The sequence below is a fragment of the Caballeronia sp. INDeC2 genome, from assembly GCF_023631325.1.
GTDB lineage: Bacteria > Pseudomonadota > Gammaproteobacteria > Burkholderiales > Burkholderiaceae > Caballeronia.
In genome coordinates this window covers 160,813-187,665 of record NZ_JALQDG010000026.1, presented here as the reverse complement: position 1 = coordinate 187,665, position 26,853 = coordinate 160,813, and the positions used below count along the sequence as shown (strand labels likewise).

Below are 26,853 nucleotides of genomic sequence, written 5' to 3'. Positions count from 1 at the left end.
ATCTAGCCGCTCCACCTGAGGCAATCCTGCGCCCAGGCGCGGACGCCTCTACACACGGCCTAGGCGAGCCGCTTACCCCTCTCGGCCCCTCTCATCAAGAGGATCACGGCACGATGTGGTGCATTTCGGCCCCCCCTTCCTGCGAGCAGGTGACAGTTTTGGCAGTGTTAAGAAGTCGTCGGCGCGGGTGGATATCCGCGATCGCAGATTAGAATGTGTGGCGCAATCCCGCCACGACACTGACCTGTTTGTAACCGTTGCTACCTGTAACCGCACCGTCGTAGTTGATCGCTGCCGTCGTTGCGTCTTTGGTTGCGAACTGAACAATCGTCGCCACGTGTAACAACGTCCTCTTCGACAAGAGGTATTCTGCTCCGAGATTTATTTGATGCCAGGACGGATGATTGCCGCTGGCGAACGGTTTAATGCTCATCCCGTCCTGCCCCGAGCCCGACGTATAGGTGTAGCCGATCCCTACCAGCACGGATGGCGTGAGAAACTTCTTCCCATTAATTTCGTAATTGCGTAGACGGAGGCGCGTGCCGTCGCCATAAATCAGTGTCGTATTGCTGTAGACGAACGCGAGCGTTGCGAACGAGAACGCGTATGCGCCCCCCGCTGCCACAACACTTTGCCGTGCGACCGGCGAATAATTATAGAAGATGCTCGACGCGCCGAGCGTGTACTGATTTGCGGCAACCGCGCCGTCCGGGTTCGTGTTGTTGGCCGCCGATGGATTGTCGAGCCGCATATAGCTGGCAGCAAGTCTGAGCGGACCTTGCACGTAGGACGCGCCGAAATTGTATTCGCGATTGTTGGCAAAGCCAACGCCGTTCTGTCCCGACGCCTGATTACTGAACCCGTAGATCGCGCCGAATGTCAGACCAGACACGACCGGTGACTGGTACTTGATCGAGTTGTTTGTTCGCACCGTCTGATAGAGATTGTCGTTATCGCCGACATGTGCGCCGAACGGCCCAATGAATTGGTTCCATGACAGCATGGGTTGGATCATTTCAGCGAAGTCGTACTGGCGTCCCATCGTGACGGTGCCGAAGCGGTCGCTGGACAAACCGACGAAAGCCTGCCTACCAAACTCCAGTCCGCCCTGTGCGAACTTTCCGTTCATGCTGTAAAAGCCATTTTCCAGCGTAAAAATCGCATTCAGTCCGGCGCCAAGCGCTTCGGTCCCCTTCAAGCCCCAGCGCTCTCCGCTCAGGCTGCCGGAAAGCATTCTAAATCGATGTTCTCCGGGTTTTCCGACCGCGGGCGCTTCGTTGGACGTGTACGCGAATCCCGCATCGATGATCCCGTACAGGACGACGCTCGACTGCGCTTGAGCGCTTCCCGACACACCCAATAGCGATATGGCAATACTGATTGTCTTTCTCACTGCGTTGTCTCCATAATTTCGTTATACTATTTATCTCAATTACGATCACTGGTCGTCGACCGATGCATCAGGTATCGTGCGAGCGCTCTCTACTCGCCCTCGATCGCTTTTGCGACCTCGGCTGCAACCGGAGCAGGGGCATTGCCATAGCCGGTCGCCGTATCGGCTTTCAACTTATCCAGCGCACCTTTCGGGAAGTACCTTCCCTTCACAAATACGCCCGAGATCCTATCGAGATTGGTGACGTCCACAATCGGGTTTGCGTCAAGCAGAACGAGATCTGCGTTTTTCCCCGTTTCGACCGTGCCCATCGTCGATTGCCGTCCTAGAAATTCCGCGCCGTTTAGCGTCGTCATCTGCAAGACTTTCAGCGGCGTCAGCCCGGCGGCCGCGAGTTCATGGAATTCGTCGTGAAGGCTGAAACCGGGAACCACCCAAATCGACGCGACACCGGAATCGGACCCTGCCATGAGTTTTACGCCGGCGTCACTCAGCAACTTCGTCACGGCCTGTTGAAGGACAAAAAGTTGCCGCAGATCCACCCTCTGCTGCTCGGGCTGCTTGGCAAACGTCTGCTCTATCTGCGCCCATGCGGCGGCGCGCGTCTTGTCGACGTAGGTCAGGTTCGGATCGCTGGCGAACGCTGGATCGTCGCTTGCGTCGAGCGCATGTACGCGACGCAGTGTCGGCACATTCCACGTCCCGTTTTGCACGAACACCTTGGCAAGGTTTGTGCATTTCTCATTGCTGTACGTATTGAGAATACGTTCGAGCGACGCGGCATCGGAAGGAAACGCTGGCGCAGCGTTGCCTGCGGTGCTCACGATCGCCGCGCGCAGCGCGGCCTCGTCGTTGGCGCAGTCGAGCAGAATGCCGATCCCGCTGCCAAGGTGTTCGATACTCTTCCACCCCGCTTGCGACGATTCTGTCGCGCTGACAGCGGGCGTCAGATGGCCTGCGAGCGGCAAGTCCTGACGCTTCGATTCCGACAGAAAGGCGAGCATGGCGTCACGGTTCGCCCCGATGACTTTGATGAAGTCCACACCCAGCGCTTTCTGTTGGTCAACGTTTTGGGTCGCTGTGGCCGCCGAGGTCGTACCGGAGTAAATGTCGCTAGGCGCGAGTAAGGCCTCCGGTGCATCGATACGTCCGGCAGCGATGTCTGCGTTCAGCTGGCGCACGCGCTTCACCATATCCGGAAACTGTCCCGGAAAGGCCCCCATTTCTCTGAAGCCGGTGATCCCGTTTGCCAGCATCAACGGAAAGTAACTCGGTTTTTCATCGACGTGGACCATTGCGTGCGCGTGCATGTCGAGAAATCCGGGCACAACATACTTGCCCGTACCGTCGACCGTCTGCGCCGTCCCGCTCGTATGAACCGAACCGTTAGAGGCAATCTTCACGATCTTCCCTCCGTCGATCACGATCGCCTGATCGGAAGCGAGAGAACCGTCGCGGGTATTGACGACCGTCGCGCTCCGGATGACGGTGCCTTGGGTTGCTTCATAAGTCTCACTGCTTTCGTGGCCGCACGCGACCACCAGCGCGCCTATCGCAGGCATGAAAAGCAATGCGGGCAGAAGCGTTCTGGTCGATCGACCGGATCTGGAAATAGGCTTGCGCATGAATGGGGAATTTGAATTGTCGAACAGCCGAACGGCTGGGTTCAAAGTGACTCGTGATTCGTCACGAAATCTGCGGGAACCGGCGGTCCCCAAACGTACAGTGCGTCCTCCGGCGGATGATCGGCTGCGGGCCAGCGCGTGCCCGCTGCGATGAAGTCGATATCAAAGGAATATTCAGCGTAGCTGCCCCAAGGATCGCGCACGTAGCGGAAGTAATTCGAGCCCAGCACATGCCGACCGAGACCCCATCCCTCCGCGAATCCCGCCCGCGCCATTTGCTCGCTGCCGAGCGCGACGTCATCGAGCGAAGACACATCCCAGCTCGTGTGGTGCAAGCCCGCTCCATCGGACTTGGCGAGCGCGATCAGATGGTGGTCGCTGCCATGCCGTCCGTGCATGAAGGCGATGATCGACCCCGAATGATCGGACAGGCGCAGGCCCATTACGTCCTCGTAAAAACGCCGGGCCGCATCAACGTCGCTCGTGAACAACAGCACGTGGGAAAGCCGGTTTGGCTGCACGGCGTGAACCTCGCTGCGATGCGGGGCTCGCCCGGCTGCCGACGTTTCAGGCGGAAACACCCGCTTCGACTTGATGTCCGGCGCGCATTTTTCGGCGACCACCAACTGGATTGGAACGCCGTCAGGACCGTCGATCCACCTGCCGTCCTCGCCCTCTGCTTCACGAGGCGGCGCAGCGCGACCGATACCGAGGGAGTGCAACTTGTCCTCGAAGGCGCCGCCATCTCCTTCAAAGATTCCGAGCGAAAGCCAGAGCAACTGCTTTCGCGCGCCGGCGTAGATCCGCGCCCATCGATGCGGATGACCGAAGGTGTACAGCGCGAGCGCAGCGCCCTCGTGTCGCACGTCTAGGCCGAACGCGCGATAGAAATACTCGGCCTCCGCCAGATCAGGCGCGCTGAAGACGACCTCGTGCACCGAGTGGATCGCCGGCCCTCCGTGTTCCGAATGCATTGAAGCGGACATGTCCGTCTCCTTTTGCGCTGATCATTAAACGATGCGCTGTGTCTGCGTACCCAATCCGTCGATCGCAAGCGTCACCACGTCGCCGCGTTTGAGGAACTGCGGCGGCTTCATTCCGAGACCGACGCCAGCAGGTGTTCCGGTAATCACGATGTCGCCGGGCAGCAGCGTCATGAACTGGCTCACGTAGGCGACAATCTCGGCGACCGGGAAGATCATGTCTTCCGTGTTGCTCTGCTGTCTGATTTCGCCGTTCACGCGCAACTCCATCGCGAGCGCCTGCGGGTTTGGAATTTCATCGCTCGTGACGAGCCACGGCCCGACCGGTCCGAACGTATCGAAGCTCTTGCCTTTGCCCCACTGGCCGTTACGCTTGATTTGCCAGTGTCGCTCCGACACATCGTTTGCGAGGCAATACCCGGCGACGTGATCGAGCGCATTCCCGACAGAAACATTTCGCGCAGTCTTCCCGATCACAAAACCAAGCTCGACTTCCCAGTCGCCTTCGAGTGCGCCCTCGGGCAAGACCGTGTCGTCGTTCGGGCCGCACAGCGACGTGATCGCTTTCATGAAAACGACTGGTTCCTTCGGAATGTCGAGTCCTGCCTCTTCGGCGTGTCTGCGATAGTTCAGGCCGATGGCGACGAACTGACGCGCGCCCGCGACCGGGACGCCGATTCGAGGCTCACCGTCGACACGCGGCAATGTCGATAAGTCGGTCATCGAGAGCGCCGCGAGGCGTTGCGGCGCGAGTTGATCGGGCGTCCAGTCGTCTACCAGTGAGGACAGATCGCGGAGGTTTCCGTGAACGTCGAGCGCGCCGGGTTTCTCTGCCCCTGCGGGGCCAAATCGTAGAAGTTTCACTGTGATTTCCTGTTGATGGTGGGTGCTTGCGGGCGTTGCGGCGAGTCTTGCGATCGGCGATGACGGTGCTTACGTCTGCCAGCGCGGCAACAGCGTGGCCGCATTCGAGCCGCGAATCTTGCGGCGCAAGTCGTCGGGAATGTCGAGCGCCTTGAACTGGTTGACCGCATGGGCGACCGGGAAATAGCTGTAATCCGAGCCGAACAGCAGGTGCGTCGAAGGCACAACCTTGCGCACGAGATCGAACGCTTCAGGCGCATAGGCTTGCGCGCATTCAAAGTACAGCTTTGAGAATTCGGCATAGATACCCTGCGGAAACAATTCTGCGAGTCGCTGTGGCCCCACGGACTTCCAGTCGTCGAAGCCCGCGATGCGCCCGAGCAGGATCGGCATGACGCCGCCACCGTGGCAGAAGATGAACTTGATATCGGGCATCCGCTGCGTGATGCGCGCATTCCACAGGCTGAGGATCGTCCGGGCCGTGTTGGTCGGGAATTCGACCCACGGTGCCGAAATCGAGCCCTTCTCGTACGTCAGCGTCGCAGGGGTACAGCATGGCGCTTGCGCCGGATGCACGTACACCACCGCCTTACGGCGGTTCAGCTCCACAAAGATCGGTTCGAACTTCGGATCACCAAGCCACGCGTCCTGATAGTTCGTGACAAGGCCGATACCGTCGGCCTTGAGCACATCGAATACGTAGGCAATCTCGGCAAGCGCGCCGTCGACATCGTTCATGGGCAGCGATGCGAAGAGACCGAAGCGTCCCGGATGATCGACGCAAAATTGCGTGCTCCACTCGTTTGTCTTGCGTGCACGCTTGCGAGCCTCGTGGGCGTTGGTCTCGGGGATCGCCCCCGCAAAGGCGATCGCAGTGTCAACGCCATTGAGATCCAGTTGATCGACCGCGGCCTGAATCGACCACGCACTGCCATCCACGTTCTTATAGGACGGCTCAAAATGATGATGCACGTCGATCATCCGCTGCCCTGCGGTCGCCGCAGATGCGAGTCGCGGCATCATCGCCGCAGCCGCGAGACCAGCGCTTCCGGCAAGGAACTGACGCCTTCCAGGCGCCGGAGCGGAACAGCACCCGCACTGATAAACGCCCGCGTGCTGGTTCGTTTTCTGCTTCATCTTGTCTCCGAGTTTTTTATATGAAGGTGAAGTCGGCTCGACGCGCTAGCGAAAGCGCGGAAACAGCGCGAGTGCGTTTTTCCGCATAACGTCCACGCGCATGCGCGGCGACATGAGTGCAGTGGCATCGAGCTTCTTCGCGAGATCGGCTACCAAAGGCTCCGGTGTATAAGGCCAGTCACTGCCGTAAAGAATGTGTTTCGGATCGGCGATCTCAAGCAACGGGCCGATCTGACGCGGCAGCGGAAAACCCGCAAGGTCGTAATAGAGACCGCGCAGCGTCTTGTAGAAGCGAGGGACGTCGAGCGGCTTTGGCAAACCGAGCGCCGGAGACAATCCCGCCACGCGGTCGGCCAGCACCGGAACAGTCGCGCCCGCATGCGGCACGATAACCTTCACATTCGGATAGCGATCGAGCGTGCCCGAGAGAATCAGATTGAAGACCGCGCGCGTGGTCTCGAACATGAATTCGATCATCGGGAACGGATAACCAATTGGCGGCAGCGCCGTCGGATCCTGGCAGCACGGGCAATGCGGGTTAGTCGGATGGATGAAAATTTTTGCGTGACGGCGGTTCAGTTCCTCAAACACGGGGTCGAGTTTGCGATCGCCCAGATAGACACCGTTGTGATTGCTCTCAACAACAACGCCGTCGCAGCCGAGTGTGTCGAAGGCGTACTCGATCTCGGCAAGCGACCCGTCGATGTCCGGCAATGGCAACGCAGCGAAAAGTCCAAAGCGGGTCGGATGCGCACGCATCGCCTCGGCGCCTTTCTCGTTCGTGTAGCGTGCCAGCTTGCGAGCGGCGGCATCGTCGCCGAAGTGCAAGCCGGGTGCGGAGATCGACAACACTGCCGCGTCGATATTCAGGCGATCCATCATCGCAATGGCCTGTTCGACGCTCCAGTTCGGGATCCCCGGCATGCCCGATGGCTTGGAGTGACCGGCCGCCGCCAGCGCGGACCGATAATGCTCCGGTAGAAAGTGCGCGTGAACATCGATACGCCCGTTCCGCGCTTCGCCGGCGATAGGCTCGTCTCTAGTGCTTTCAGCTTGAACGGCCTTGACGCCGGTTCCGCTTGCCATCATGCTGGCCGCGCCCAGGATCCCAAGCAGCGTACTGCGTCTACGCGGCCACAGTTCATCGGGGAATGAGCCCGCGCTGCATGTAACATGCGGCGCGGATCCGCGCGTCGGTACGGTGAGCGTTTTAGGGACGCCGTTAGCGTGCTCTCTATCGTTCATGGTATTTTCTTTATTGACACCATCGGGTTGCCTTGACATGGTCGGCCTACCAGCAATCAGCATTGACCGACCACCCGGCTGCAGGAGCGTGCGCTTCCACCTGCTTGTATTTCCCGCTAAAGAAAACGAGCGGCTTGCGTTGCTCGCCTAGTTGCAGGTGCTCGATGTGACCTACATAGAGCAGATGGTCGCCTGCCTCGTGAATCGCCGTCGTGCGCGCGACGATCTGTGCAAGACTTCCGTCGATCAACGGCGTCTCGCGGCGCCATAGATAGGGAACATTCAACTTTTCGTCGCGCCTACCGCCAAAATGAGCGCTAATGGCTTGTTGACTCTCGGCGAGAAAGCTCACGCCATAGCACGTGCCGGTTTTCATCGCTTCATTAAAGCGAGATTGCTTGCGCACCGAGATCAGCACAAGCGGTGGCTCCATCGAAACCGACATGAAGGCATTGGCCGTCATGCTGACCGGCTTTCCTTCCACGACATAGCTGATGACGGTCACCCCGGTCGCGAAAAGGCCCATTACGGAGCGGTAAAGTTTGGCGTCGATATCCATCGCGCGTACCTCGATCAGACCAGTGGTGTGACGGTATTCTCGACGCCGAGAAGCGCCTTGCCATACACTTCGATTCCCACGGCCGGGAGAACTACCGCATGTCGTGCAGCGGTGTTCGAGTCACGCCAGATTCGCTGCAGCGGACTGCTCTCGGCGAACGTGCCCGCGCCATGTGCCGAAACGAGAATGTTCAGCGCTTCGGTAATCGACGTCACGACGACACCGCAATCGGCACGCACGCGCGCTCGCGTCACGTAGTCGAGCTTCTCGTCCCGTCTTGCGGCATCGTCGATATCAGCGGCTGCGCGAAGCGCATGCAAATGCGCGGTATCGATCTTCAACGACGCCTGTGCGATCTGCGCCTGGAACATCACCGACGATGTCTGTTTCTCGAACGTCGTATAGGCGATGCTACGTTGCGGTGCTTTCTCTATCACGTACTTGAGCGCAGCGCGCCCCATGCCGAGTTGTGCACCTACCAACACCAGCGCCGCGACGGGCACGAACGGGCCGCGATACTCCGCCTCGTCCTTGAACTCGGTGGGATAGTCGCTGTTGACGGCGGCATTGATATCCAGCAGACGATGGCTCGGGACGAAAACCTCTTTTGCTACTACACAGTTGCTACCTGAGGCTCGCATACCCACCGTGAACCAGGTGTCTTCAATTGTGATCTCGGTCTTTGGGATCAAGGCGAGATACTGGCCAACGAAGGCGCCGTTACTGTCATGTTCCATGACGCCGACCGTGACCCAGTCGGCATGCAGACTTCCAGAAGACCAGTACCACTTTCCCGAGACAATCAGCCCGCCATCGGTGCGCCGTGCATCCGTCGATGGCGTGAACACGCCTGCGACGCGCGCATCGGGATTCGCGCCAAATACCTCTTCCTGCGCACGCGCCGGATAAAGGCCGACGAACCATGCGCAGACATTCGTCAGTGCAGTCACCCATGCGGTACCGGCGCACCCTTCGGCGAGTGCGGACGTGACCTCAAGATGCGACTTCATCGTGCCTTGATAACCGCCGAACCGCTTCGGCACCATGAGACGGAAAATGCCCGCGTCCTTGATCGCATCGATGTTTTCCTGATGCGCCCGCCGGTCCTGCTCGGATTTGACGGAATTTTTTGTGAGCAATGGCGCCAGCGCGCGCGCACGGGCGACAAGCTCTTGATCGACGGACTGCGGTTGCTGTTGGGGCATTGAGGTGAACTCGGCTTTCATCGAAGTCTCGCTGTTTGATGGACTTGCTCGTCGCGGAATCGGCTACGCGAACGGATAGTCATTAATTCGTTCTACTATATGGTATGCCAGAAAACGTAATCACGGCCGCAGCGTTCGATTAACCGAAAGGCTCTCGCTATTACGCGGTCGGGCGTCTTATCGCAATGAACGATGTGTTCATTTTATGATTCTGGGATGCGGCGTCAATCTAGGGCTTTCTCGCCCATCAGAGTGAACAAATATGCATTTTTACGGCGTTCTCCGGTGCGCGCGGCTAGCGCGGCAGCGACCAGCCTCGTGCGACTGCGTCTGCCTGCGACGCAAGGTAGGTACGTGAAAAGGCATTTGCGGATTCAGCCTTTTGCTTGGGTACGCCGACCCCTCGGAGCGTGATCCGGATCACGTCATCGATATACGCGAACGCGTCCGTGGTACGGTCAAGCATGATTGTGCGCATGCCCTCCACCGTCGCTCCCATAACAGAATCAGCGGCGGCCTGAAGATCCGAAAAATCAAGCTGCGCTTGCGCGGCGCCAATTCGCAAATCTCCGTAGATGTACTCGAGCAGGACGGATTCGTGCGGGATGAGTTCGGCGCGAACGACAAATCCGGCCCACCGGCGATCGATTAGGGCTCGAGTTAGGAAAAGGCGCATCCCCGTACTGATTCGTTGCACAGGATCCGTCAAGACATCGTAGACCGGCAGAATATCTATGGTCATTTGGTCCGTCACTTCACGGCCCAATGCGACGAACGCGTCATCCAACGAAGAAAAGTACTTATAGAACGTGCCGCGCGATATCTGGGCGGCCTCTACGATGTCTTCAATCGATGCCGACAGGTTTTTGCGCTCGGAGAACAGGTCCATTGTCGCGTGTAGTATGCGCGTACGCATGACATCGCGTTTCTTGCGGGCGCTGATCGTCCGATGATCTTCCCGAAGACGAGCGGCTTTTCTGGCAGTGGGCGATGTAGGCATGTCTTGAATGTCGGCGCCGCCGCGATTGTTCGCGCGAGGCAGGTTGACTTGGTCCCGCATCATACAATTAACAGAATATGTATTGTGCAGCACTGTTCGCCCTGACGCTCGATAGGACACTTCGTCCAGAGGCATTCGAGCCAGCATAAGTCACGACAAACACCAGCGGCGGACCCTTGCGACGCTTCGCCAACTTCCGTTTGGGCTTCAATGCGGCTGCGTCCTCTCGAAATCCCAAACGTCGGTCCCAGAAGGCGCTTTGTCTCACCCGCCCCATTCTCCCCGTCGATGCGGACGACCGAACTGTACAACGGCAGCGCAGCGACTTCGCAGCGCACGTCCGAACGGCCGAACGTCCGAACGTCCGAACGTCCGAACGTCCGAACGTCCAATAGAACCTTTCAGCTTCCTCCGAATTCCAACGCGCAGCAAAAATTTCGCGCGTGGAATGGATCGTAGGTTGTGGATGTTGAGAGGGTTTGAGCCTGTGATGGCTGCCACCGGAAGCGGCATCCGCTCATGATATGCTGAGTCTGTGCGCCAAGGCTCTCAATGGACAGCGCGACTACATCGCCCTGCTTGAGGAACTGCGGCGGCTTCCTGCGAAGTCCCACGCCCGAGGGTGCGACGGTAGTAACGATGTCGCTAGGCAGGAGCGTCATGAACTCGCTTGAGTATGAGTCGATATAGGCGACCGAGAAGATCACGTCTTCTGTATTGCTCTGCTTCTTAAGTTCGCCATTTACGAACAGTTCCATAGCGAGGGCCTGCGGGTTCGGTATTTCGTCGCGGGTGACGAAAGACTGATCTCGACTCATCGTACCAGTGCCGCCCGATCGCATTCACGGCGACGCTTGCCTGCATGCCCGCCTATTCGTCAACGACCGGCATGCGCCTCGCGCTCGAGTCGCTCTTGGTGACTCGGATCTGCAATCGCTATCAGGCACCTAACGCGTTCGGTCAGTGAACGGCCACGCAGATCCGCGATACCGTGTTCGGTCACGATCACCCCAGCGTCGCAGCGCACGGTGCTCGTGGGCCCGGACAACGAAGCAACAATACGTGACCGCCCCGCCGCCGTCGAACGCAGCGCGATTACCGGAACGCCCCCTCGGCTCAGATGCGCGGCGCGCAAAAAATCGGGCGCGCCCCCTACCGCCCCAAGATAGTCGCCATTTGCGACTTCAGAGTTTGCCTGGCCGGTCAAATCGACTTCAATTGCAGAGTTGATGGCGACGAAGCGCTCGATCGATCGCAACGCTTCCGCACCGTGCGTTTCATCCGTGCCGCGCAAGACGATGTCGGGATTTCGGTCGGCGTAGGCATAGAGCCGCTTCGTGCCCATCAGGACGCCCGCGACGCTCCTGCCGGTATTGCGCTTCTTACGCGCGTTGGTGAGCGCACCGGATTCGGCCAGATCAACCAGCGCATCGCCGATGATACCCGAGTGGATGCCCAAATCTTTACGATCAGTCAATCGTCTGAGGGTCGCTTCCGCAACGCCCCCGAGTCCGACCTGCAGCGTTGCTCCGTCCTCGACAAGCGATGCAACGTGCTCTGCAATGCGTTCTTCGGCGGGCGACGGCACGCTGTACGGTGCTTCAAGTGGCGCAAAAGCGGCAGGAACAAGCGCGTCGATCTCGTCCGGGTGTAATCGGCGCTCGCCGTATGTGCGCGGGACACCAGGGTTGACTTCGGCGATGACTACCCTCGCCTGCTCGATGGCCGCAATGAGGAGATCGTTCGCCACGCCAAGGCTGTACAAGCCGTCTTCATCGGCCTCGGAGACTTGCACGAGAACAACGTCGATACGTTTGCTCGCGCGGGCCATCTCGCGCAATAGAAGCGAATAGGGCGTGGGAACGATCTCGAGTAGCCCCGCTTTGCCAAGCGCCCGATTGCCGCCCGCTCCACAATAACTCATGAAGCGAAAGTGATCGGCGTGTTCCGGACGCACAGTGCCGCTCAGGTCAATTCCCAAAAAAAGATTCAGGCGCCCGAACTGCGCCCGTTGCGCGACTAGCGCCCGGGTGAGGGTCAAGGGTTCGGCGGTCGCCTGTCCCCACATGACGGTATTCCCTTCACGCAAATATGGCGTAAGGTCGGGCAGTAAATCGGTATGCAAGTCGGCTCCTTGCGCCTTCGTCTAATTGTGAGGCGCGTGCTGGAAATCGGAGAGTTAGAACGCGTATCAGGCCGGCGGGCGGCCCGCGATCTTGCGATCGATCAAGGAACCCAATTGCCCGCTCGACAGGCCGAGGACATCCGTGAGCACCTGTTCCGTGTGTTCGCCAAGGCGAGGCGCGGGTTGCGCTGGGGCGCGTGCGAGCGTCGAAAATGTAAGCGGCGAAGACGGTGCAAGTATCTCGCCGACGCCGGGCTGCTCGACAGCCGAAAAGAGCGGATTCGCCAACGAGCATTCGGGATCGGTTTCGACCAGTTCGCGTACGGTCTGGTATCGGCTCCAGCAAACAGCATGAGCATCGAATACGCAGGCAACTTCCGCCAACGTTCGCGCGCCGATCCACGGCTCAAAAAGCGCGGCAAGTTCGGCGCGTGCGATAAAGCGATTACCCTCACGCCGGAGGTCGAGACCAACCGAGCGGCCGAGCTCATCGACGCGCTCGGTGAGGCCAGTGGCCACGCAAAGCGACTTCCATTGCTTCGCGGTCAAACCCACAACCATGATGCGCTGCCCGTCCGCGGTCAGGAAGTCGCGGCCGAACGCGCCGAACAGGTGGTTGCCCACTCGTTCGCGCTGCTTTCCAAGCTGCGCTTCGGCGAGAAAGCCGAGGTGACCCATCACCGCGAGCGCCGCGTCCTCGAGCGCAAGTTTGACATGCTGTCCCGTACCGTTCTGCCGCCGACTACGTTCGGCCGCCAGGATACCGAGCGCAGCCAGGTTGCCAGTCACGAGATCCCACGCGGGCAGCACGTGATTGCAGACTGTGTCGGCGGTGCCGCTACCGGTGAGGTACGGTATGCCAATGCGCGGATTGACCGTGTAATCGACCGCCGAACGGCCGTGGCGGTCGCCGGTGATCGTCAACTGAATCAGGTCGGCGCGTCGTGCACTCAATGCGTCATAGTCGAGGAAGCCGCGCGGCGGAAAGTTGGTGAGCAGAATCCCGGCGTCCGGTCCCGGAGCGGTGACGAGCGCGGCGGCAAGCTCGCGCCCCTCAGCGGTCCCAAGATCGAGTATCACGGATTTCTTCGACTTGTTAAGGCCGCACCAGAAGAGGCTCGTATTATCCGCCGTGACCGGCCACCGCAGGTAATCCAAACCGCCTGCGAGCGGGTCGATGCGGATCACTTCGGCGCCCAGTTGCGCGAGCGTCATGCCGCCGAGCGGCGCCGCAACGAAGGCCGACGCCTCGACGATACGCATGCCTTTCAGAATCGCATCAGAGAGCATGGTTCGCCTCGGCTTGCCCTTCCGCAATGCGGGTCAGCGCGCGGTCATAAAGGGCGCGCGCGACAACCTTCAACGCAAGCGTTTCCTCGGCACCTTCGAAGATCGACAGCACGCGCGCGTCGACGAAATATCGGCTCACGGCGCTCTCTTCTGCGTAGCCCATGCCACCGTGGATCTGCAATGCTTCGCGCGTGACGATCTCGGCCGAGCGGCACGCCAGCAGCTTGACGAGGCTTGCTTCCATTTGCGCGCCCTCGCTCTCGAGGTGTCGTGCAATCGCGTAGGTCAGCTTGCGGCATGCAGCATAGCGCGCGGCCATGCGTGCAATCTTCACTTGCGTCAACGGATAGGCCGCGAGCGCTTTGCCGAACACTTTACGGTCGCCTGCATAGCGGATCGCCGCATCGAGCGCGGCACGCATGACGCCGGAAGCGCGGGCAGCGGTCTGCATGCGTCCCCCCGTCATGCCCTGCATAGTAAAATAAAAGCCCTTCCCGAGACCTCCTTCGCCGCCGAGCACGTGGGTGTCAGGCACGAAGAAGCGCTCGAAATGCAGGTCGAATGAGTGCATGCCGCGATAGCCGATGGTCGGAATCGCTCGTCCGGTGAGACGGCCTCCCTCCGGCTGCGCGAAGTCAAACTCGTGCGCGTCGCTCGACGGCTTTTCGACGAGCATGATCGACAGGCCGCGATGTCCGGCCGACCGGTTAGGGTCCGTGCGGGTTACCACCATCAACAAGTTCGCCATGCCGGCAAAAGTGCACCACGTCTTCGCACCATCAAGCAGCCAACCGCCATCCACACGAGTGCTCTTGAGGCTCAGGCTCGCAACATCGGAACCGAAGTCCGGCTCGGTGATCGCGATGCCGCACAGCGCTTCGCCTGATGCGATCGCGGGCAGCCAGCGCTGCTTTTGAGTATCCGTACCGCCCGTCAGCAGCGCGCGAGAGAGAATCTCTGGACGCGTGATGAGACTGCCCGCCGCGGCCAGCGACGCCTCCGACAGCGCCTCGGTGACGGCGACCATCATCAGCGTGTCGTTACCGGTTTCCGAAGCACTGCCGCCGAGTGACTCCGGTATTGACAGCCCGAAGGCGCCCATCTCGCGCATGCCATCCAGAATTTCTGTGGGTACCGTCAGATCATGACGATGAATGCGTTCGGCGAGCGGTGCGACCACTTCCTTGGCGAAGCGCCGGAACGCCTCTTGCGCCATTGCGACGTCCTCGGGCTGTTTGATGTCGGCGATCGACTCGGCCGAGGCGAGCGCCTCGCCGAGGTGCCCAAGCGCTTCGCTACTGCAAGCCGCCTGGCGCAAGCGCGCAAACTCCGCACTTTGCGTCACTTCATGGAGACCGGCGGCGGGAATGGCCAGGTCGACATACAAAGCATCGAGACGCTGCAGCACGCTCGTCGTCGCGTCGCCGGCAAAGGCGAGCGAGAGACCTATGTCCAGGTCGGTCGCGCAGTCCGCCGGATCGGTGCGGTCGCAGGCGGTTTCCGCAGCAAGCAGTTCCGCACTTGCCAGCGCGATTTCATAGCTGGCGAACTGAAATTCGTCGAGCCGTGCTGCATCGAGCCTGCCATCGACCACACATGAGCGGACGACCGCGAGTACTGCCTCGTCGAGCAACCAGCGAACACGACGCAGCACAGTAGTCGCGGCGGTAAAGCTTTCTGAAACAGATTGATAGAGCATTGTATGGTGTTGGATAGTGGGCCAGGACTGGCTGACTCGGGCGGCTACGCCATATGGCTGGGCTTGCCCGGACTTGTTAGATGCAGGATAGGCAAGCCGCGCCTGCGCCGGTAGCGGCAGGCGCGCATGGCCGACATGCGGTAGCGGTATGGCTGGGGACGATGCTTCAGGACCTGGGTCCGAGCGTTCCTTGTGCCGCGATGCGTCGCCTGCGATGCCGTTGAGTGTTGCCAGGTGCCTAGCTGCTGTGAGCTGCCAACACATGATCGACAAACTGGCGCAGCTTGAGGGTCATACGTCCCGACGGGAACACGATATGCATCGGACGGGCCGGCACGGCGAACGCCTCCAGCACACGTACGAGCGCGCCGCGCGCCAGATGGTCCCGCACCGCGATTTCCGGGGCCATCATGATGCCAAGTCCGTCTATCGCGGCGGTGATCAGGGCCCGGGTGTCGTTGGTGCGGAGACGAGAACGAATCGGTACGGCACTGGATTGTCCGCCGTGCGCAAAGTGCCATTCCGATGCCGGCGGGGACGCGCTGTAGGCGAAACTGAGACACTCGCGGCCCGCAAGCTCGGACGGATCCGATGGTGTGCCGTGCCGGGCGAGGTACGCGGGCGCGGCGCACGCTATCAGTCGGTAAGGCGCGAGTGCGCGCGCCACCAGCGATGAATCGACGAGCGGCCCGAGCCGGATCGCCGCGTCGAAACCCTCGCCGATCAGATCGACATAGCGATCAGTCAGCGTGAGGTCCATCTCGACCTCTGGACGATCCAGCAAGTAGGGCGCGACGAGCGGCGCGAGACCGAAAAGCCCGAAAGTGACCGGCGCGGTGAGCCGCAACCGTCCACGCGGAGTCGTCGAAAGCGTGCTCGCGATCGCCTCCGCCTCTTCGGCATCGGCGAGCAGCTGCTTGCAGCGTTCGTAGAACACCACACCGATCTCGGTCAGATTCTGGCGCCGCGTGGTCCGGTTGATCAGTTGGCCGCCAATGCGCGCTTCGAGCTCGGCCACATGCCGGCCTGCCATCTGTGCCGAGATGTTGAACGCTAGCGCGGCCGCGGCGAACGACCCGGTGTCGGCGGTCTTCACAAACACCGCCATGCTGGTGAGGCGATCCATCATTGCAAACTCCCGGTTTCGTCAGCCCACGCTCAATAGCTCTTTATCACGCCCGAGCTTCGAATCATAGTGCGTCAGGCGACGAACGTTGGAGGCGCTCGCTGAATCAAACTGACCGAAGGAGTCACTGCAATGAAGATCGGAATTATTGGAGCGGGGTACATTGGCCGCTCGCTGGCTACCCTTGGCATCCGCCAGGGGCACGAGGTGATGATCAGCAACTCGCGCGGACCGGCGACGCTTGGCAGCACCGTGTCTGCGATCGGTTGCAAAGCTGGCACAGCGGAACAGGCGGCGGTATTCGGCGACATTGTCGTGTTGGCCGTTCCGTTGCGCGGCATTAGCAACGTGCCTGCAGGGCCATTCGCGGGCAAAATCCTAATTGACACCTGTAACTACTACCCCGAACGCGACGGCCGAATCGAGGCGCTAGACCGCCACGAGACGACCACCTCGCAACTCGTGGCGACCCGCTTTCCGGGAGCGCGCGTCGTCAAGGCCTTCAATGCGATTCTGGCTAAGGACATCGAGACGACAGGACAGGCGGCCGGGACTCCCAACCGTCGCGCATTGCCGATCGCAGGCGATGATGCCGACTCTAAAAGAGTTGTCGCAGCGTGGCTCGACGAGTGTGGTTATGACGCGTTCGATGCAGGCCGGCTTGCCGACAGTTGGCGCTTCGAACGCGCGAAACCGGCATATTGCATCCCGCTCGACCAACCGAGTCTGAAAACAAAACTCGCGATGGCTGAGCGGGACGTCGAATTGCCGCATGGATCGTGGCGACGCTGATCCAGCAAGTGCAACGCCTTGCCGGCTGCGCGACCTACGGGATTGCCAAGCTCGCATTTGACATACCGGTTCGGCATGACGGTCATATAGCACGAGGACTGCCGCCGACACCTGCAATGCCCTATCGTTCATTCATCCGACACGCCGTGAGCGCATCACGGCGCGATGCGGCCTTTCAACGCAACGGAGCAGGATAGTGAAGATATTTGTTTCAGTGAAACGCGTCGTTGACTACAACGTGAAGGTTCGCGTGAAGTCGGACGGAAGCGGCGTCGATATCGGGAACGTGAAGATGTCGATGAATCCATTCGACGAAATCGCGGTAGAAGAAGCGGTGCGTTTGCGTGAAGCCGGCATTGCGACCGAGGTCGTGGCCGTGTCGTGCGGCGTGACGCAATGTCAGGAGACGCTACGCACCGCGATGGCGATCGGCGCGGATCGCGGGATTCTCGTTGAATCGGCTGATGAATTGCAGCCGCTGGCGGTCGCGAAGATTCTCAGGGCGTTGGTCGATAAGGAACAGCCGCAACTGATGATCCTCGGCAAGCAAGCCATCGACGACGATTCGAATCAGACGGGGCAGATGCTCGCCGCGCTAACTGGATTGCCGCAGGCGACGTTTGCATCGAAGGTCGTCGTGGCCGATGGCAAGGCGACCGTGTCGCGCGAAGTCGATGGCGGTTCTGAAACGCTTTCGCTCACGCTACCCGCGGTCGTCACCACCGACTTGCGCCTGAACGAGCCGCGCTATGTCACGCTGCCCAACATCATGAAGGCGAAGAAGAAGCCTCTTGAAATCTTGAAGCCGGCGGATCTCGGCGTCGATGTCGCGCCGCGTCTGAAGATGCTGAAGGTCGCCGAGCCGCCCAAGCGCTCCGCCGGCGTCATGGTGCCGGACGTGAAGACGCTCGTCGAGAAGCTCAAGACCGAAGCCAAAGTGCTGTAAGGGGAAAGGACATGACGATTCTGGTAATCTCAGAGCATGACAATGCATCGATCAAGGCAGCGACGCTGAACACGGTTGCCGCTGCTTCGAAGATCGGCGGCGATGTTCACGTGCTTGTGGCAGGTTCGAATGCGCAAGCCGCAGCCGATGCCGCCGCGAAAATCGCGGGTGTATCGAAAGTGCTGCTCGCCGATGCGCAGCAACTTGCGGACGGTCTGGCCGAAAACGTCGAAGGCACGGTGCTGACGATTGTGCGAGATACGAAGGATTATTCGCATATCCTTGCGCCCGCGACGGCTTATGGCAAGAACATCGCGCCGCGCATTGCCGCGCATCTCAACGTCGCGCAAATCAGCGATATCACCGCAGTCGATAGCGACGACACCTTCGAGCGTCCGATCTACGCGGGCAACGTTATTGCGACGGTGCAATCGAGCGATCCGATTAAGGTGATCACCGTCCGTTCGACGGGTTTCGATCCGGTCGCAACGGAAGGCGGCAGTGCAACGGTGGAAAGGATCGAAGCGTCTGCGGACGCTGGCATTTCGCGATTCGTGTCGCGTGAGCTGACGAAGCTGGATCGTCCGGAACTGACGTCGGCTTCGGTCATCGTGTCGGGCGGACGCGGCCTCGGCAACGGCGAGAACTATACGAAGGTGCTCGAACCGCTGGCGGACAAGCTCGGCGCGGCGCTCGGTGCATCGCGTGCGGCGGTCGATGCGGGCTTCGTCCCGAACGACTATCAGGTGGGTCAAACCGGCAAGATCGTCGCGCCGCAGTTGTACGTGGCAGTCGGCATCTCGGGCGCCATTCAGCATCTGGCCGGCATGAAGGACAGCAAGGTCATCGTCGCGATCAACAAGGACGCTGAAGCGCCGATCTTCGGTGTCGCCGATTATGGCCTCGTCGGCGATCTGTTTACGGTCGTGCCGGAACTGGTGAGCACCCTGCCCTAATGTGTGGCACCGGCACGCCGCTAAACGGAAAATACGCGATCTGCCGGTTCCTCTCCGATGGACGTGCGCAGTTCGCGCTTCCTGGCAAGTGAAAGCGCCGCGACCATCAAGTCACCGAATCGCGCGGTTCATCGGGCCTGGGCGGCAACCCGGCGCGCCTTCAGGAGTACCGGAAGATCGACCATTTTTCCATCGACCGCCACGGCTGCGCCATTACTCGCTTCCACGGCGAGCAATACTCGATGCGCCCAATCCTTCTCCGCTTCACTCCATGTATAGGCACGATGAACGGCATCGATCTGAGCCGGATGGATGCACAGCTTGCCGCCAAACCCGAAGCGTCTGCTACGCCGAGCCTCAGCTTCTATGACGGAAGAATCCGAGATCACGGTGGATATACCATCCACCGGTGCATCGATTCCCGCGAGCCGAGAGGCCAGGACGATCTGCGAGCGAAACAGGTTCAGTTCGTCTGCATCGCCTTCAATGCCAAGGTCGATCTGAAAATCGAGCGTTCCGAAAGCCAGCCGCTTGACACGCGGGGCCGCGCAAAGCGCCGAGAGATTTGCGATACCCCTAGCCGTCTCGATCATCGGAAAAAGCAGCAGATCCCGATGAGCCCTTTTAAGCACGGCGTGCAGTTGCTCCAGCCTCTCGGCCTTTGGAACCAGGATGCCGGCGACCCCGGGACACGCGGCAAGCGCGGCAACGTCTTCTTCAAACCATGGCGTGTCGAAGCCGTTGATGCGCACTAGCGCCGGCCGGAGTGCGTCGAGCCCAGCCAGCACGGAGAAGCGCGCGCCAGGTTTCGCGTCCGCCTGCACGGCGTCTTCGAGGTCGAAGATCACCTGGTCAGCGCCGGCCGTACGCGCCTTCTCGAATCGTTCCGGACGGTTTCCCGGCACGAACAGGTACGAGCGCGGGGCTAGAATATTTGGTTCGTCCAATCGAACTGCGCTATCTATGGTCATGTCCGCGTGGTGAAAAAATGGGGACGCAAAAAATATGAAGACTTCGCATCTGCGTCGCTCATATGCAGACGTTCAAGCGAACTCGGCGCTCGCGCGCATGGTCAAGAAACCTTCCTGATCCATCGCCCATAATTCGACTGCGTTCCCGTCGTCAGAAGGCCTTCCACAAAGCGTCAATGGCCGACCCGCGAAAGCCGGTCGCACGGCTTTGAAGGTGAAACGGCGGACCGTTACGTCGGGTAATTCGCGAGCGACCAGGTCGATCAATAGAGTCGCAACAAGGGGACCATGCACCACCAGATCGGAATATCCTTCGACCTCTGTCGCATAGGGTCGATCATAGTGAATTCGATGTCCATTAAAGGTCAGCGCCGAATACCGAAACAGCATGACCGGTCCCGTATCCACCACCCGTCGCCATACCTCACCGTGCGGAGCCCGTTCGGCCGGGGATGCAACCGCGTCGGCGCGAGGTGCATCTCGATAGACGATGTCTTGCTCTTCCTCGATCTTCAGCTTTCCGTCGGTTTCGATGGCGTGTCGAACGCTCACGAATACGAGCCGCCCGGAACGCCCAGTTTTGTCCTCCACGCGCTCGATTGTGGAGGTGCGTATCAACTGCTCGCCGACTGCCAGGGGAGTATGAAAGGTGAGCCGTCCGCCGGCCCACATGCGCCGCGGAAGCGGCACCGGCGGCAAGAAGCCGCCGCGTTTCGGATGTCCGTCAGAGTCGATGTCCGTCTGCGGAGCGACTGGTAGAAAGTAGAGCCAGTGCCACAGCGGCGGCACGCTCCTGCCGGGCTCCGTACGATCGAGCGTCGCAGCGAGGGCGGACAGCGGAAAAGCCGTCACGATGTCCCTCGTTACCTTCTGCTTTGAAAGCCACTCAGTCAGTGAAATATTTGATTCGGACATGATGTGCGCCCCTTTTTCGAGTATGTCGATCCAGTACTACCGGGCCGGCCTTGCCAACGGCGGGCCAAGTTCTACGGACCAATAGTGCCGTTTGTCGGCTCAGTCCGGTAGCCGGTTCAATGTATCGTTGCCATGCTAAAACGTCATCGCTGCCTGCTTTCTTCGATGGTGCCCGCAGCGAGGAGTCGGTCATCGTAATCAATCGACACGGCAATTTCCTGGTCAACAGCGACACGGCGAACCTCACACGCCTCGATACCATGCGACGCCATCCTCTGCCAGCGCCACAGACGCCTCGCCGCGCCGAATCAAGTAGTTGAGGTGTGCAACGCTTTCGCCGGTTGCGAGACTGAGCAGCGATGGATCGTCTTGCGTAATCGCCCGTGCAAATAGCGCACTGAAGACATCGACGACCCGCTTGGGCTGCTCGAGCGCAAGTCGTAGCCGCTCAAGCGCCTGTTTCTGGCTGCGCGCCAGATGATCGAGTCGCTCGTGCAGTCCGTAAAACGGCTCGTTATGGGAAGGCAGCACGAGGACATCCTCGGGCACCTCGCGCTTTATCTTTTCGAGCGAGGCCATCCACTCGCTAAGCGGATCGGCGTCGGGTTCAGTGGGGAAGACAGACACGTTCGAAGAAATGCGCGGCAACACCTGGTCACCGGAGATAAAGAGCTTACGGTCGGGACAGTACAGGCAAGCATGCTCCGGTGAATGTCCGCTTCCAACTACGACGCGCCAACGGTGCGAGCCGATCGTGAACAGATCCCTGTCCTCAATCCGACGATAACTGTCGGGCAGCGCGTAGGTCCGTCTTCTGAAGTTGCCAAAGCGCGCACGGTACTGCTCGATGGCGTCATCGTTCCACCCGGCGCGCCGGTAAAATCGAACTCCATCTTCCGGCACCTCGCAGCCCGTGTCGGCGGCAAGCGTACGGCAGCTCAGATACTCCAGCCGGGTCATCCACAATCGACAGTCGAATTTCCAGGTCAACCAACCGGCCATGCCGACATGATCGGAATGCATATGCGTCACTAGTACGCGTGTCGGCTTTAGACCATTCAGCGAACCAGCAAACAGGCTTCGCCATGCCGTTGCTGTCTCCTCGGTTTGCAATCCGGTATCGATGAGCGCCCAACCCTCGCTATCCTTGATTGCCCAAAGATTGATATGCGACAGCGCGAAGGGCAGCGGCATGCGAATCCAGAAAACACCGGGCGCGATCTCGAGCGCCACTCCCGCTTCAGGCGGTTCTCCGCATGGATAGATCAGACCGCCGAAACGGCTCCCACTTTGTTTGTTCGTTCGATCGTTCATCGTTTCTATGTCACCGACGCCGCCTCGTGTTCTGCCTTACTTGGATGACACGCGAAATCGTCACATGTTCGGATAGTTCGGCCCGCCGCCGCCCTCCGGCGTGACCCACACGATGTTCTGCGTAGGATCCTTGATGTCGCAGGTCTTGCAATGCACGCAGTTCTGCGCGTTGATCTGCAGCCGCTCACTGCCGTCGTCGGACTTGACGAACTCGTACACAGCCGCCGGACAGTAACGGCTCTCCGGGCCGGCGTAGGTGCGCAGGTTGACATTGACCGGCACGCCGGGATCCTTCAGTGTCAGATGCGCGGGCTGATTCTCCTCGTGATTCGTGTTCGAGATGAACACCGATGAAAGACGATCGAACGTGAGCTTGCCGTCGGGCTTCGGATATACGATTGGCTTGCACTGCGACGCGGGCTTCAGCATCTCGTGATCCCAGTGCTGATGATGCAGCGTCCACGGCACGTTGCCGCCCATCACCTTCTGCTCGAGGCCAACCATGAAAGTGCCGAGATAGAGGCCCTTGCTCATCCACTGCTTGAAATTGCGCGCGCGATAAAGCTCGGTCTTGAGCCATGAACTGTCGAACGCTTCGGGGTAGGCCGCCAGTTCGTCGTTCTGACGCCCCGCCTGCACCGCGTCGAACGCGGCTTCGGCCGCCATCTTGCCGGACTTGATCGCCGCATGGCTGCCCTTGATGCGCGACGCGTTCAGGAAACCCGCATCGTCGCCCGCGAGCGCGCCGCCGGGGAACGCGAGCTTCGGCAACGACATCAGACCGCCCGCCGTGATCGCGCGCGCGCCATAGGAAATGCGCTTGCCGCCTTCGAGGAACGGACGAATCGACGGATGCGTCTTGTAACGTTGAAATTCCTCGAACGGCGACAGATACGGGTTCGAATATCCGAGCCCGACCACGAAGCCGACCACTACCTGGTTGTTGTCCATGTGATAGAGGAACGAGCCGCCGTAGGTGTCGGGGTCGAGCGGCCAGCCCGCGGTATGGATCACGAGCCCGGGCTTGTGCTTGGCCGGATCGATCTCCCACAATTCCTTGATGCCGATGCCATACACCTGGGGATCGGCGTTCTGGTTGAGCTTGAACTTGTCGATCAGCTGACGGCCGAGGTGTCCGCGCGCGCCTTCGCAGAACAGCGTGTATTTCGCGTGCAGCTCCATGCCGAGCTGGAAGTTTTCGGTCGGCTGGCCATCTTTGCCTACGCCCATGTTACCCGTGACGACGCCTTTTACCGCGCCGTCGTCGCCATAGAGCACTTCGGCGGCCGGAAAACCCGGAAAGATTTCGACGCCGAGCGCCTCCGCCTGTTGCCCGAGCCATCGCGTGACGTTGGCAAGCGAAATGACGTAGTTGCCGTGATTCTTGAAGTTGTCGGGAAGCAGCCAGTTCGGCACCTGCTTCGCGTCGTTCTGCGTCAGGAAGAGGAACCGGTCCTCCGTGACTTCGACGTCGAGCGGCGCGCCTTTTTCCTTCCAGTCGGGGATGAGTTCGGACAGCCCGCGCGGGTCCATCACCGCGCCGGAGAGGATATGCGCGCCGATCTCGGAGCCTTTCTCCAGCACGCATACGCCGATCTCGACGCCTTTTTCCTCCGCCAGTTGCTTCAACCGGATGGCCGCCGACAAGCCGGCCGGCCCGCCGCCGACGATGACGACGTCGTATTCCATCGATTCGCGGGGATCGTAGTTCTCGTAACGAAGATCAAACTGTCTTGTCATTCAAATTCAATCTACCGTTGCGATCGACGATGTCCCTCGAACGGTGACTGGCCACTGGATATGGTGCGCCGGGCACGGCATGGTTTCCGGAGCTAAGATTCGCGAAGGGACAAAGGAATCGAGCGTCCGACTGACAGGTTTGATCTCAAGAGACCTCGATACAAAGATATTTGATTACGACGTAATCATCGATACCGTAGTGCGAGCCTTCGCGGCCGAGGCCCGATTGCTTTACACCGCCGAACGGCGCGACTTCGTTCGAAATCAGGCCGGTATTGATACCGACCATGCCGTATTCGAGCGCTTCGGCCACACGCCACGCGCGGCCGATATCGCGGCTGTAGAAGTACGCAGCGAGGCCGAACTCGGTGTCGTTCGCCATCTGCACGACTTCCTCGTCCGACGAGAACTTGAAGAGCGGTGCGAGCGGCCCGAACGTCTCTTCCTTTGCTACCTTCATGTCGGGCGTAACGCCCGTGAGCACCGTCGGCTCGAAGAAACCGTGGCCGAGCGCGTGACGCTTGCCGCCCGCGACGACCGAGGCGCCTTTGGTCAGCGCGTCTTCGATGTGCGATTCCACTTTCAGCACCGCCGCTTGGTTAATCAACGGTCCGAGCGCGACACCGCTGTGCGTGCCGCGTCCGACCTTGAGCTTGCCAACGGCGTCGGCGAGCTTGGCGGCGAACGCATCGTAGACCCGCTCGTGTACGTAGAACCGATTCGTGCACACGCAGGTCTGCCCGCTGTTCCGATACTTCGACGCCAACGCGCCTTCAACAGCCGCATCGATATCGGCATCGTCGAACACGATGAATGGCGCGTTGCCGCCCAGTTCTAGCGACACTTTCTTGACCGTCGACGCGCTTTGCGCTGCGAGCAAGCGGCCGATCTCCGTCGACCCTGTAAACGAAAGCTTACGCACGGTCTGATTGCTCGTCATTTCGCCGCCGATCGCTTTCGGATCGCCGGTGACGATGCTTAGAACGCCCTTCGGCACGCCCGCGCGTTCAGCTAAAACAGCCATCGCGAGAGCGGAAAACGGCGTCACTCCGGCCGGTTTTACGACGATCGGACACCCCGCCGCGAGCGCCGGGCCGACCTTGCGCGTGATCATCGCGGCCGGGAAATTCCACGGCGTGATCGCGGCGCACACGCCGATCGGCTCTTTCGTCACGACGATGCGCTTGTCGGCGGCGGGCGAGGCGAGCGTGTCGCCCGCGACGCGTTTTCCCTCTTCCGCGAACCATTCTATGAACGACGCGGCATAAACGATCTCGCCCTTCGCCTCGGCGAGCGGCTTGCCTTGCTCGGTCGTCAGAATCAGCGCCAGATCGTCGGCGTTTTCCACCATCAACTCGTACCATCGGCGCATGATCGCGGCGCGTTCCTTCGCCGTCTTCTTGCGCCACGCCGGCCACGCGGCGTTGGCAGCGTCGATCGCACGGCGCGTTTCGGCCGCCCCCATCATCGGCACAGTGCCGAGCGACGCGCCATTCGACGGATCGACGACGTCAAAGGTGGCGCCGTTGTCGGCGGACTGCCACTCGCCGTCAATATAGGCATCGTGACGCAGGAGCGTTTGATCGTGTAATAGGTTTTTCATCGATATCCCTTCGCTGATTTCCGAAAGATACAAACTGAGGCTTGCGTCCCGCCTGGACTGCCCTCCGGGCGCGAGTTCTCGCCGATCGTAACTGCGGCTCCGTTCCGAATCGTCAGAACTTGTGGCGGATCGCGATCCGGACAGCAGCCTGGTGGTTGGTTGACGACGGCGTGATCACATTGATCGCCGCAACAGCTGGTGCGCCGGTCGACTGCGTCCCTGATGCGCGCTGATAGACGGCCGTGAAGTAGACGTCGGTGCGCACCGAGAGGAAGTAATCCGCCGAAAGGTCGAGTTGGTTGTAGGCGGCCCCGCTTTTGCCATTGATTGAACTGCCGGTGGTGCGCTCGAACTGCGCGGCGGTAAAGAGTGCCGGCGTCCATTGGTATTTGAGCGCTGCCGCATAGTTGTTAAACGTCACGCTACCGCGCACGCCGCCCGGATTCAGCACCCCGACCGTGCCGCTTAGATCTTCGAACTGGACATTCGAATATGTGCCGGACAACGTAATCTGGCCAACCGTCCATGAAGCACCGGCCGCTGCGACTTGCTGCGTCTGTGCGGAGGCAAAGCCACGTGTCGCGACGGACGACATGTTGTTTGTCTCGGCTGTCGCACCTGACACGCTCGTGCCGTAGAACGACACGTTCGGGTTGTGGATGTTCATGTACGAGGCGCCGAGCTTGAACGGCCCATACGTATAGCCTGCGCCGACGCCCCATACCTGGTTGCGAGAGAAATCGCCGGCCACGCCACCCAGTGAATACATACCGCCGAACGTCAGTCCGCCGAGATTCGGGCTTGCATACTTGATGACGCTATTGACGCGATTGCCAATCGCAAAGTTGTCCATATCGCCAGGACTCGCCGTGATATAGCCTCCATTCGTGCCAGCAAATCCGAACGGCCCGACATAGTCAACCGTGGAGTCGAACTGCCGACCGAGCGTGAGCGTACCGAGGCGATCGCTGGACAAACCCACATAGGCCTGTCGACCGAACATCAGGCCGCCCTGCCCCAGCTTGCCACTATTGACATCGAAACCATTCTCGAGCGTGAAGATGGCTCGCAAGCCACTGCCAAGATCCTCTGCACCACGAAGCCCGAAGCGGCTACCACTCAGCACGCCCGAGGCGAGATAGTATTGCCGCGAGCCATTGGCGTTACTATTGAAGATCAATCCTTCGTCGATGATGCCGTACAGGGTGACACTGCTTTGCGCGTGGGCGATACCCGATAGCGCGCCGAGCGCTGAGAGCGCCCAAACCATCTTCTTCATTGTCGCTGTCTCCTGAATCCTATTCTTCTAACGGAGTTGACCGTACCGTGGCACGAACTCGCTCGCGGTAAGTACGACTATAAGGA

At 60.3% G+C, this 26,853-nt stretch carries 23 protein-coding genes; 3 read left to right on the top strand and 20 right to left on the bottom strand.

All coding sequences use genetic code 11. The features are described from left to right. Positions 1 to 208: 208 nt before the first annotated feature. The 14 genes from NCS28_RS15545 to NCS28_RS15480 all read right to left on the bottom strand — a co-directional run bounded on the left by NCS28_RS15545 (position 209) and on the right by NCS28_RS15480 (position 16,254). Complete coding sequence (locus tag NCS28_RS15545) at positions 209 to 1,393, bottom strand: porin (RefSeq protein WP_250514648.1); 1,185 nt, start codon at positions 1,391 to 1,393, stop codon at positions 209 to 211. An 89-nt stretch (positions 1,394 to 1,482) separates the two neighbouring features. Then, positions 1,483 to 3,063: an amidohydrolase family protein gene (locus tag NCS28_RS15540; RefSeq protein ID WP_250514647.1), complete on the bottom strand. Its 1,581-nt coding sequence runs from the start codon at positions 3,061 to 3,063 to the stop codon at positions 1,483 to 1,485. Continuing rightward, positions 3,060 to 4,004 (bottom strand): VOC family protein, encoded by a 945-nt coding sequence (locus NCS28_RS15535; protein ID WP_250514646.1) that lies wholly within the window; start codon positions 4,002 to 4,004, stop codon positions 3,060 to 3,062. Before NCS28_RS15535 ends, NCS28_RS15540 begins: the two co-directional genes overlap by 4 nt. 24 nt (positions 4,005 to 4,028) lie before the next feature. After that, the gene (locus tag NCS28_RS15530; RefSeq protein ID WP_250514645.1) at positions 4,029 to 4,865 is read right to left on the bottom strand and encodes a fumarylacetoacetate hydrolase family protein; all 837 of its coding nucleotides are present in this window, start codon (positions 4,863 to 4,865) and stop codon (positions 4,029 to 4,031) included. A gap of 69 nt (positions 4,866 to 4,934) precedes the next feature. After that, positions 4,935 to 6,002: an amidohydrolase family protein gene (locus NCS28_RS15525; protein WP_250514644.1), complete on the bottom strand. Its 1,068-nt coding sequence runs from the start codon at positions 6,000 to 6,002 to the stop codon at positions 4,935 to 4,937. 45 nt (positions 6,003 to 6,047) lie between these two features. Further along, positions 6,048 to 7,286, bottom strand: a complete 1,239-nt coding sequence (locus tag NCS28_RS15520) for an amidohydrolase family protein (protein WP_250514643.1) — start codon at positions 7,284 to 7,286, stop codon at positions 6,048 to 6,050. 7 nt (positions 7,287 to 7,293) lie between these two features. Next, on the bottom strand, positions 7,294 to 7,806 hold the full coding sequence (locus NCS28_RS15515) for a flavin reductase family protein (protein ID WP_250514642.1): 513 nt from the start codon (positions 7,804 to 7,806) through the stop codon (positions 7,294 to 7,296). Between the two features lie 14 nt (positions 7,807 to 7,820). Continuing rightward, entirely contained in the window at positions 7,821 to 9,032 is a 1,212-nt protein-coding gene (locus NCS28_RS15510) for an acyl-CoA dehydrogenase family protein (RefSeq protein ID WP_250514641.1), read from the bottom strand. Between the two features lie 274 nt (positions 9,033 to 9,306). Next, positions 9,307 to 10,146, bottom strand: coding sequence for a TetR/AcrR family transcriptional regulator (locus NCS28_RS15505; protein ID WP_250514640.1), 840 nt, complete (start codon positions 10,144 to 10,146; stop codon positions 9,307 to 9,309). A 266-nt stretch (positions 10,147 to 10,412) separates the two neighbouring features. Then, entirely contained in the window at positions 10,413 to 10,829 is a 417-nt protein-coding gene (locus tag NCS28_RS15500; RefSeq protein ID WP_250514639.1) for a fumarylacetoacetate hydrolase family protein, read from the bottom strand. 59 nt (positions 10,830 to 10,888) lie between these two features. Next, positions 10,889 to 12,136 (bottom strand): acetyl-CoA hydrolase/transferase family protein, encoded by a 1,248-nt coding sequence (locus tag NCS28_RS15495; protein WP_350029791.1) that lies wholly within the window; start codon positions 12,134 to 12,136, stop codon positions 10,889 to 10,891. Between the two features lie 66 nt (positions 12,137 to 12,202). Next, positions 12,203 to 13,399: a CoA transferase gene (locus tag NCS28_RS15490; RefSeq protein WP_250514638.1), complete on the bottom strand. Its 1,197-nt coding sequence runs from the start codon at positions 13,397 to 13,399 to the stop codon at positions 12,203 to 12,205. Between the two features lie 16 nt (positions 13,400 to 13,415). After that, the gene (locus tag NCS28_RS15485; protein ID WP_250514637.1) at positions 13,416 to 15,125 is read right to left on the bottom strand and encodes an acyl-CoA dehydrogenase family protein; all 1,710 of its coding nucleotides are present in this window, start codon (positions 15,123 to 15,125) and stop codon (positions 13,416 to 13,418) included. A gap of 238 nt (positions 15,126 to 15,363) precedes the next feature. Further along, positions 15,364 to 16,254, bottom strand: coding sequence for a LysR family transcriptional regulator (locus NCS28_RS15480; protein WP_350029790.1), 891 nt, complete (start codon positions 16,252 to 16,254; stop codon positions 15,364 to 15,366). 129 nt (positions 16,255 to 16,383) lie between these two features. Here NCS28_RS15480 and NCS28_RS15475 point away from each other — a divergent pair, with 129 nt between their 5' ends. The 3 genes from NCS28_RS15475 (at position 16,384) to NCS28_RS15465 (ending at position 18,945) form a co-directional block, all read left to right on the top strand. Next, positions 16,384 to 17,043: an NADPH-dependent F420 reductase gene (locus NCS28_RS15475; RefSeq protein ID WP_250514636.1), complete on the top strand. Its 660-nt coding sequence runs from the start codon at positions 16,384 to 16,386 to the stop codon at positions 17,041 to 17,043. Between the two features lie 196 nt (positions 17,044 to 17,239). Then, on the top strand, positions 17,240 to 17,989 hold the full coding sequence (locus tag NCS28_RS15470; protein ID WP_250514635.1) for an electron transfer flavoprotein subunit beta/FixA family protein: 750 nt from the start codon (positions 17,240 to 17,242) through the stop codon (positions 17,987 to 17,989). 11 nt (positions 17,990 to 18,000) lie between these two features. After that, positions 18,001 to 18,945 (top strand): electron transfer flavoprotein subunit alpha/FixB family protein, encoded by a 945-nt coding sequence (locus NCS28_RS15465; protein ID WP_250514634.1) that lies wholly within the window; start codon positions 18,001 to 18,003, stop codon positions 18,943 to 18,945. A 128-nt stretch (positions 18,946 to 19,073) separates the two neighbouring features. Here the strand turns inward: NCS28_RS15465 and NCS28_RS15460 are convergent, their stop codons facing one another. The 6 genes from NCS28_RS15460 to NCS28_RS15435 all read right to left on the bottom strand — a co-directional run bounded on the left by NCS28_RS15460 (position 19,074) and on the right by NCS28_RS15435 (position 26,767). Continuing rightward, on the bottom strand, positions 19,074 to 19,916 hold the full coding sequence (locus NCS28_RS15460; protein WP_250514633.1) for an HpcH/HpaI aldolase/citrate lyase family protein: 843 nt from the start codon (positions 19,914 to 19,916) through the stop codon (positions 19,074 to 19,076). Positions 19,917 to 19,988: 72 nt separating this feature from the next. Next, complete coding sequence (locus NCS28_RS15455; protein WP_250514632.1) at positions 19,989 to 20,831, bottom strand: HTD2 family dehydratase; 843 nt, start codon at positions 20,829 to 20,831, stop codon at positions 19,989 to 19,991. Positions 20,832 to 21,074: 243 nt separating this feature from the next. Continuing rightward, a complete protein-coding gene (locus NCS28_RS15450; protein WP_250514631.1) occupies positions 21,075 to 22,145 on the bottom strand; it encodes an MBL fold metallo-hydrolase in 1,071 nt (356 codons plus the stop codon). Positions 22,146 to 22,205: 60 nt separating this feature from the next. Continuing rightward, complete coding sequence (locus tag NCS28_RS15445) at positions 22,206 to 23,885, bottom strand: electron transfer flavoprotein-ubiquinone oxidoreductase (RefSeq protein ID WP_250514630.1); 1,680 nt, start codon at positions 23,883 to 23,885, stop codon at positions 22,206 to 22,208. Positions 23,886 to 24,030: 145 nt separating this feature from the next. Beyond that, a complete protein-coding gene (locus NCS28_RS15440) occupies positions 24,031 to 25,488 on the bottom strand; it encodes an NAD-dependent succinate-semialdehyde dehydrogenase (protein ID WP_250514629.1) in 1,458 nt (485 codons plus the stop codon). A 112-nt stretch (positions 25,489 to 25,600) separates the two neighbouring features. Next, a complete protein-coding gene (locus tag NCS28_RS15435) occupies positions 25,601 to 26,767 on the bottom strand; it encodes a porin (protein ID WP_250514628.1) in 1,167 nt (388 codons plus the stop codon). Positions 26,768 to 26,853 lie beyond the last annotated feature (86 nt).

Coding starts and splice junctions, on each gene's coding strand:
- NCS28_RS15475 (WP_250514636.1), top strand. CDS start 16,384: ATGAAGATCGGAATTATTGGAGCGGGGTACATTGGCCGCTCGCTGGCT.
- NCS28_RS15450 (WP_250514631.1), bottom strand. CDS start 22,145: ATGAACGATCGAACGAACAAACAAAGTGGGAGCCGTTTCGGCGGTCTG.
- NCS28_RS15510 (WP_250514641.1), bottom strand. CDS start 9,032: ATGAAAGCCGAGTTCACCTCAATGCCCCAACAGCAACCGCAGTCCGTC.
- NCS28_RS15490 (WP_250514638.1), bottom strand. CDS start 13,399: ATGCGTATCGTCGAGGCGTCGGCCTTCGTTGCGGCGCCGCTCGGCGGC.
- NCS28_RS15465 (WP_250514634.1), top strand. CDS start 18,001: ATGACGATTCTGGTAATCTCAGAGCATGACAATGCATCGATCAAGGCA.
- NCS28_RS15445 (WP_250514630.1), bottom strand. CDS start 23,885: ATGACAAGACAGTTTGATCTTCGTTACGAGAACTACGATCCCCGCGAA.
- NCS28_RS15520 (WP_250514643.1), bottom strand. CDS start 7,286: ATGTCAAGGCAACCCGATGGTGTCAATAAAGAAAATACCATGAACGAT.
- NCS28_RS15535 (WP_250514646.1), bottom strand. CDS start 4,004: ATGTCCGCTTCAATGCATTCGGAACACGGAGGGCCGGCGATCCACTCG.
- NCS28_RS15500 (WP_250514639.1), bottom strand. CDS start 10,829: ATGAGTCGAGATCAGTCTTTCGTCACCCGCGACGAAATACCGAACCCG.
- NCS28_RS15525 (WP_250514644.1), bottom strand. CDS start 6,002: ATGAAGCAGAAAACGAACCAGCACGCGGGCGTTTATCAGTGCGGGTGC.
- NCS28_RS15460 (WP_250514633.1), bottom strand. CDS start 19,916: ATGACCATAGATAGCGCAGTTCGATTGGACGAACCAAATATTCTAGCC.
- NCS28_RS15435 (WP_250514628.1), bottom strand. CDS start 26,767: ATGAAGAAGATGGTTTGGGCGCTCTCAGCGCTCGGCGCGCTATCGGGT.
- NCS28_RS15505 (WP_250514640.1), bottom strand. CDS start 10,146: ATGCCTCTGGACGAAGTGTCCTATCGAGCGTCAGGGCGAACAGTGCTG.
- NCS28_RS15485 (WP_250514637.1), bottom strand. CDS start 15,125: ATGCTCTATCAATCTGTTTCAGAAAGCTTTACCGCCGCGACTACTGTG.
- NCS28_RS15440 (WP_250514629.1), bottom strand. CDS start 25,488: ATGAAAAACCTATTACACGATCAAACGCTCCTGCGTCACGATGCCTAT.
- NCS28_RS15480 (WP_350029790.1), bottom strand. CDS start 16,254: ATGATGGATCGCCTCACCAGCATGGCGGTGTTTGTGAAGACCGCCGAC.
- NCS28_RS15515 (WP_250514642.1), bottom strand. CDS start 7,806: ATGGATATCGACGCCAAACTTTACCGCTCCGTAATGGGCCTTTTCGCG.
- NCS28_RS15455 (WP_250514632.1), bottom strand. CDS start 20,831: ATGTCCGAATCAAATATTTCACTGACTGAGTGGCTTTCAAAGCAGAAG.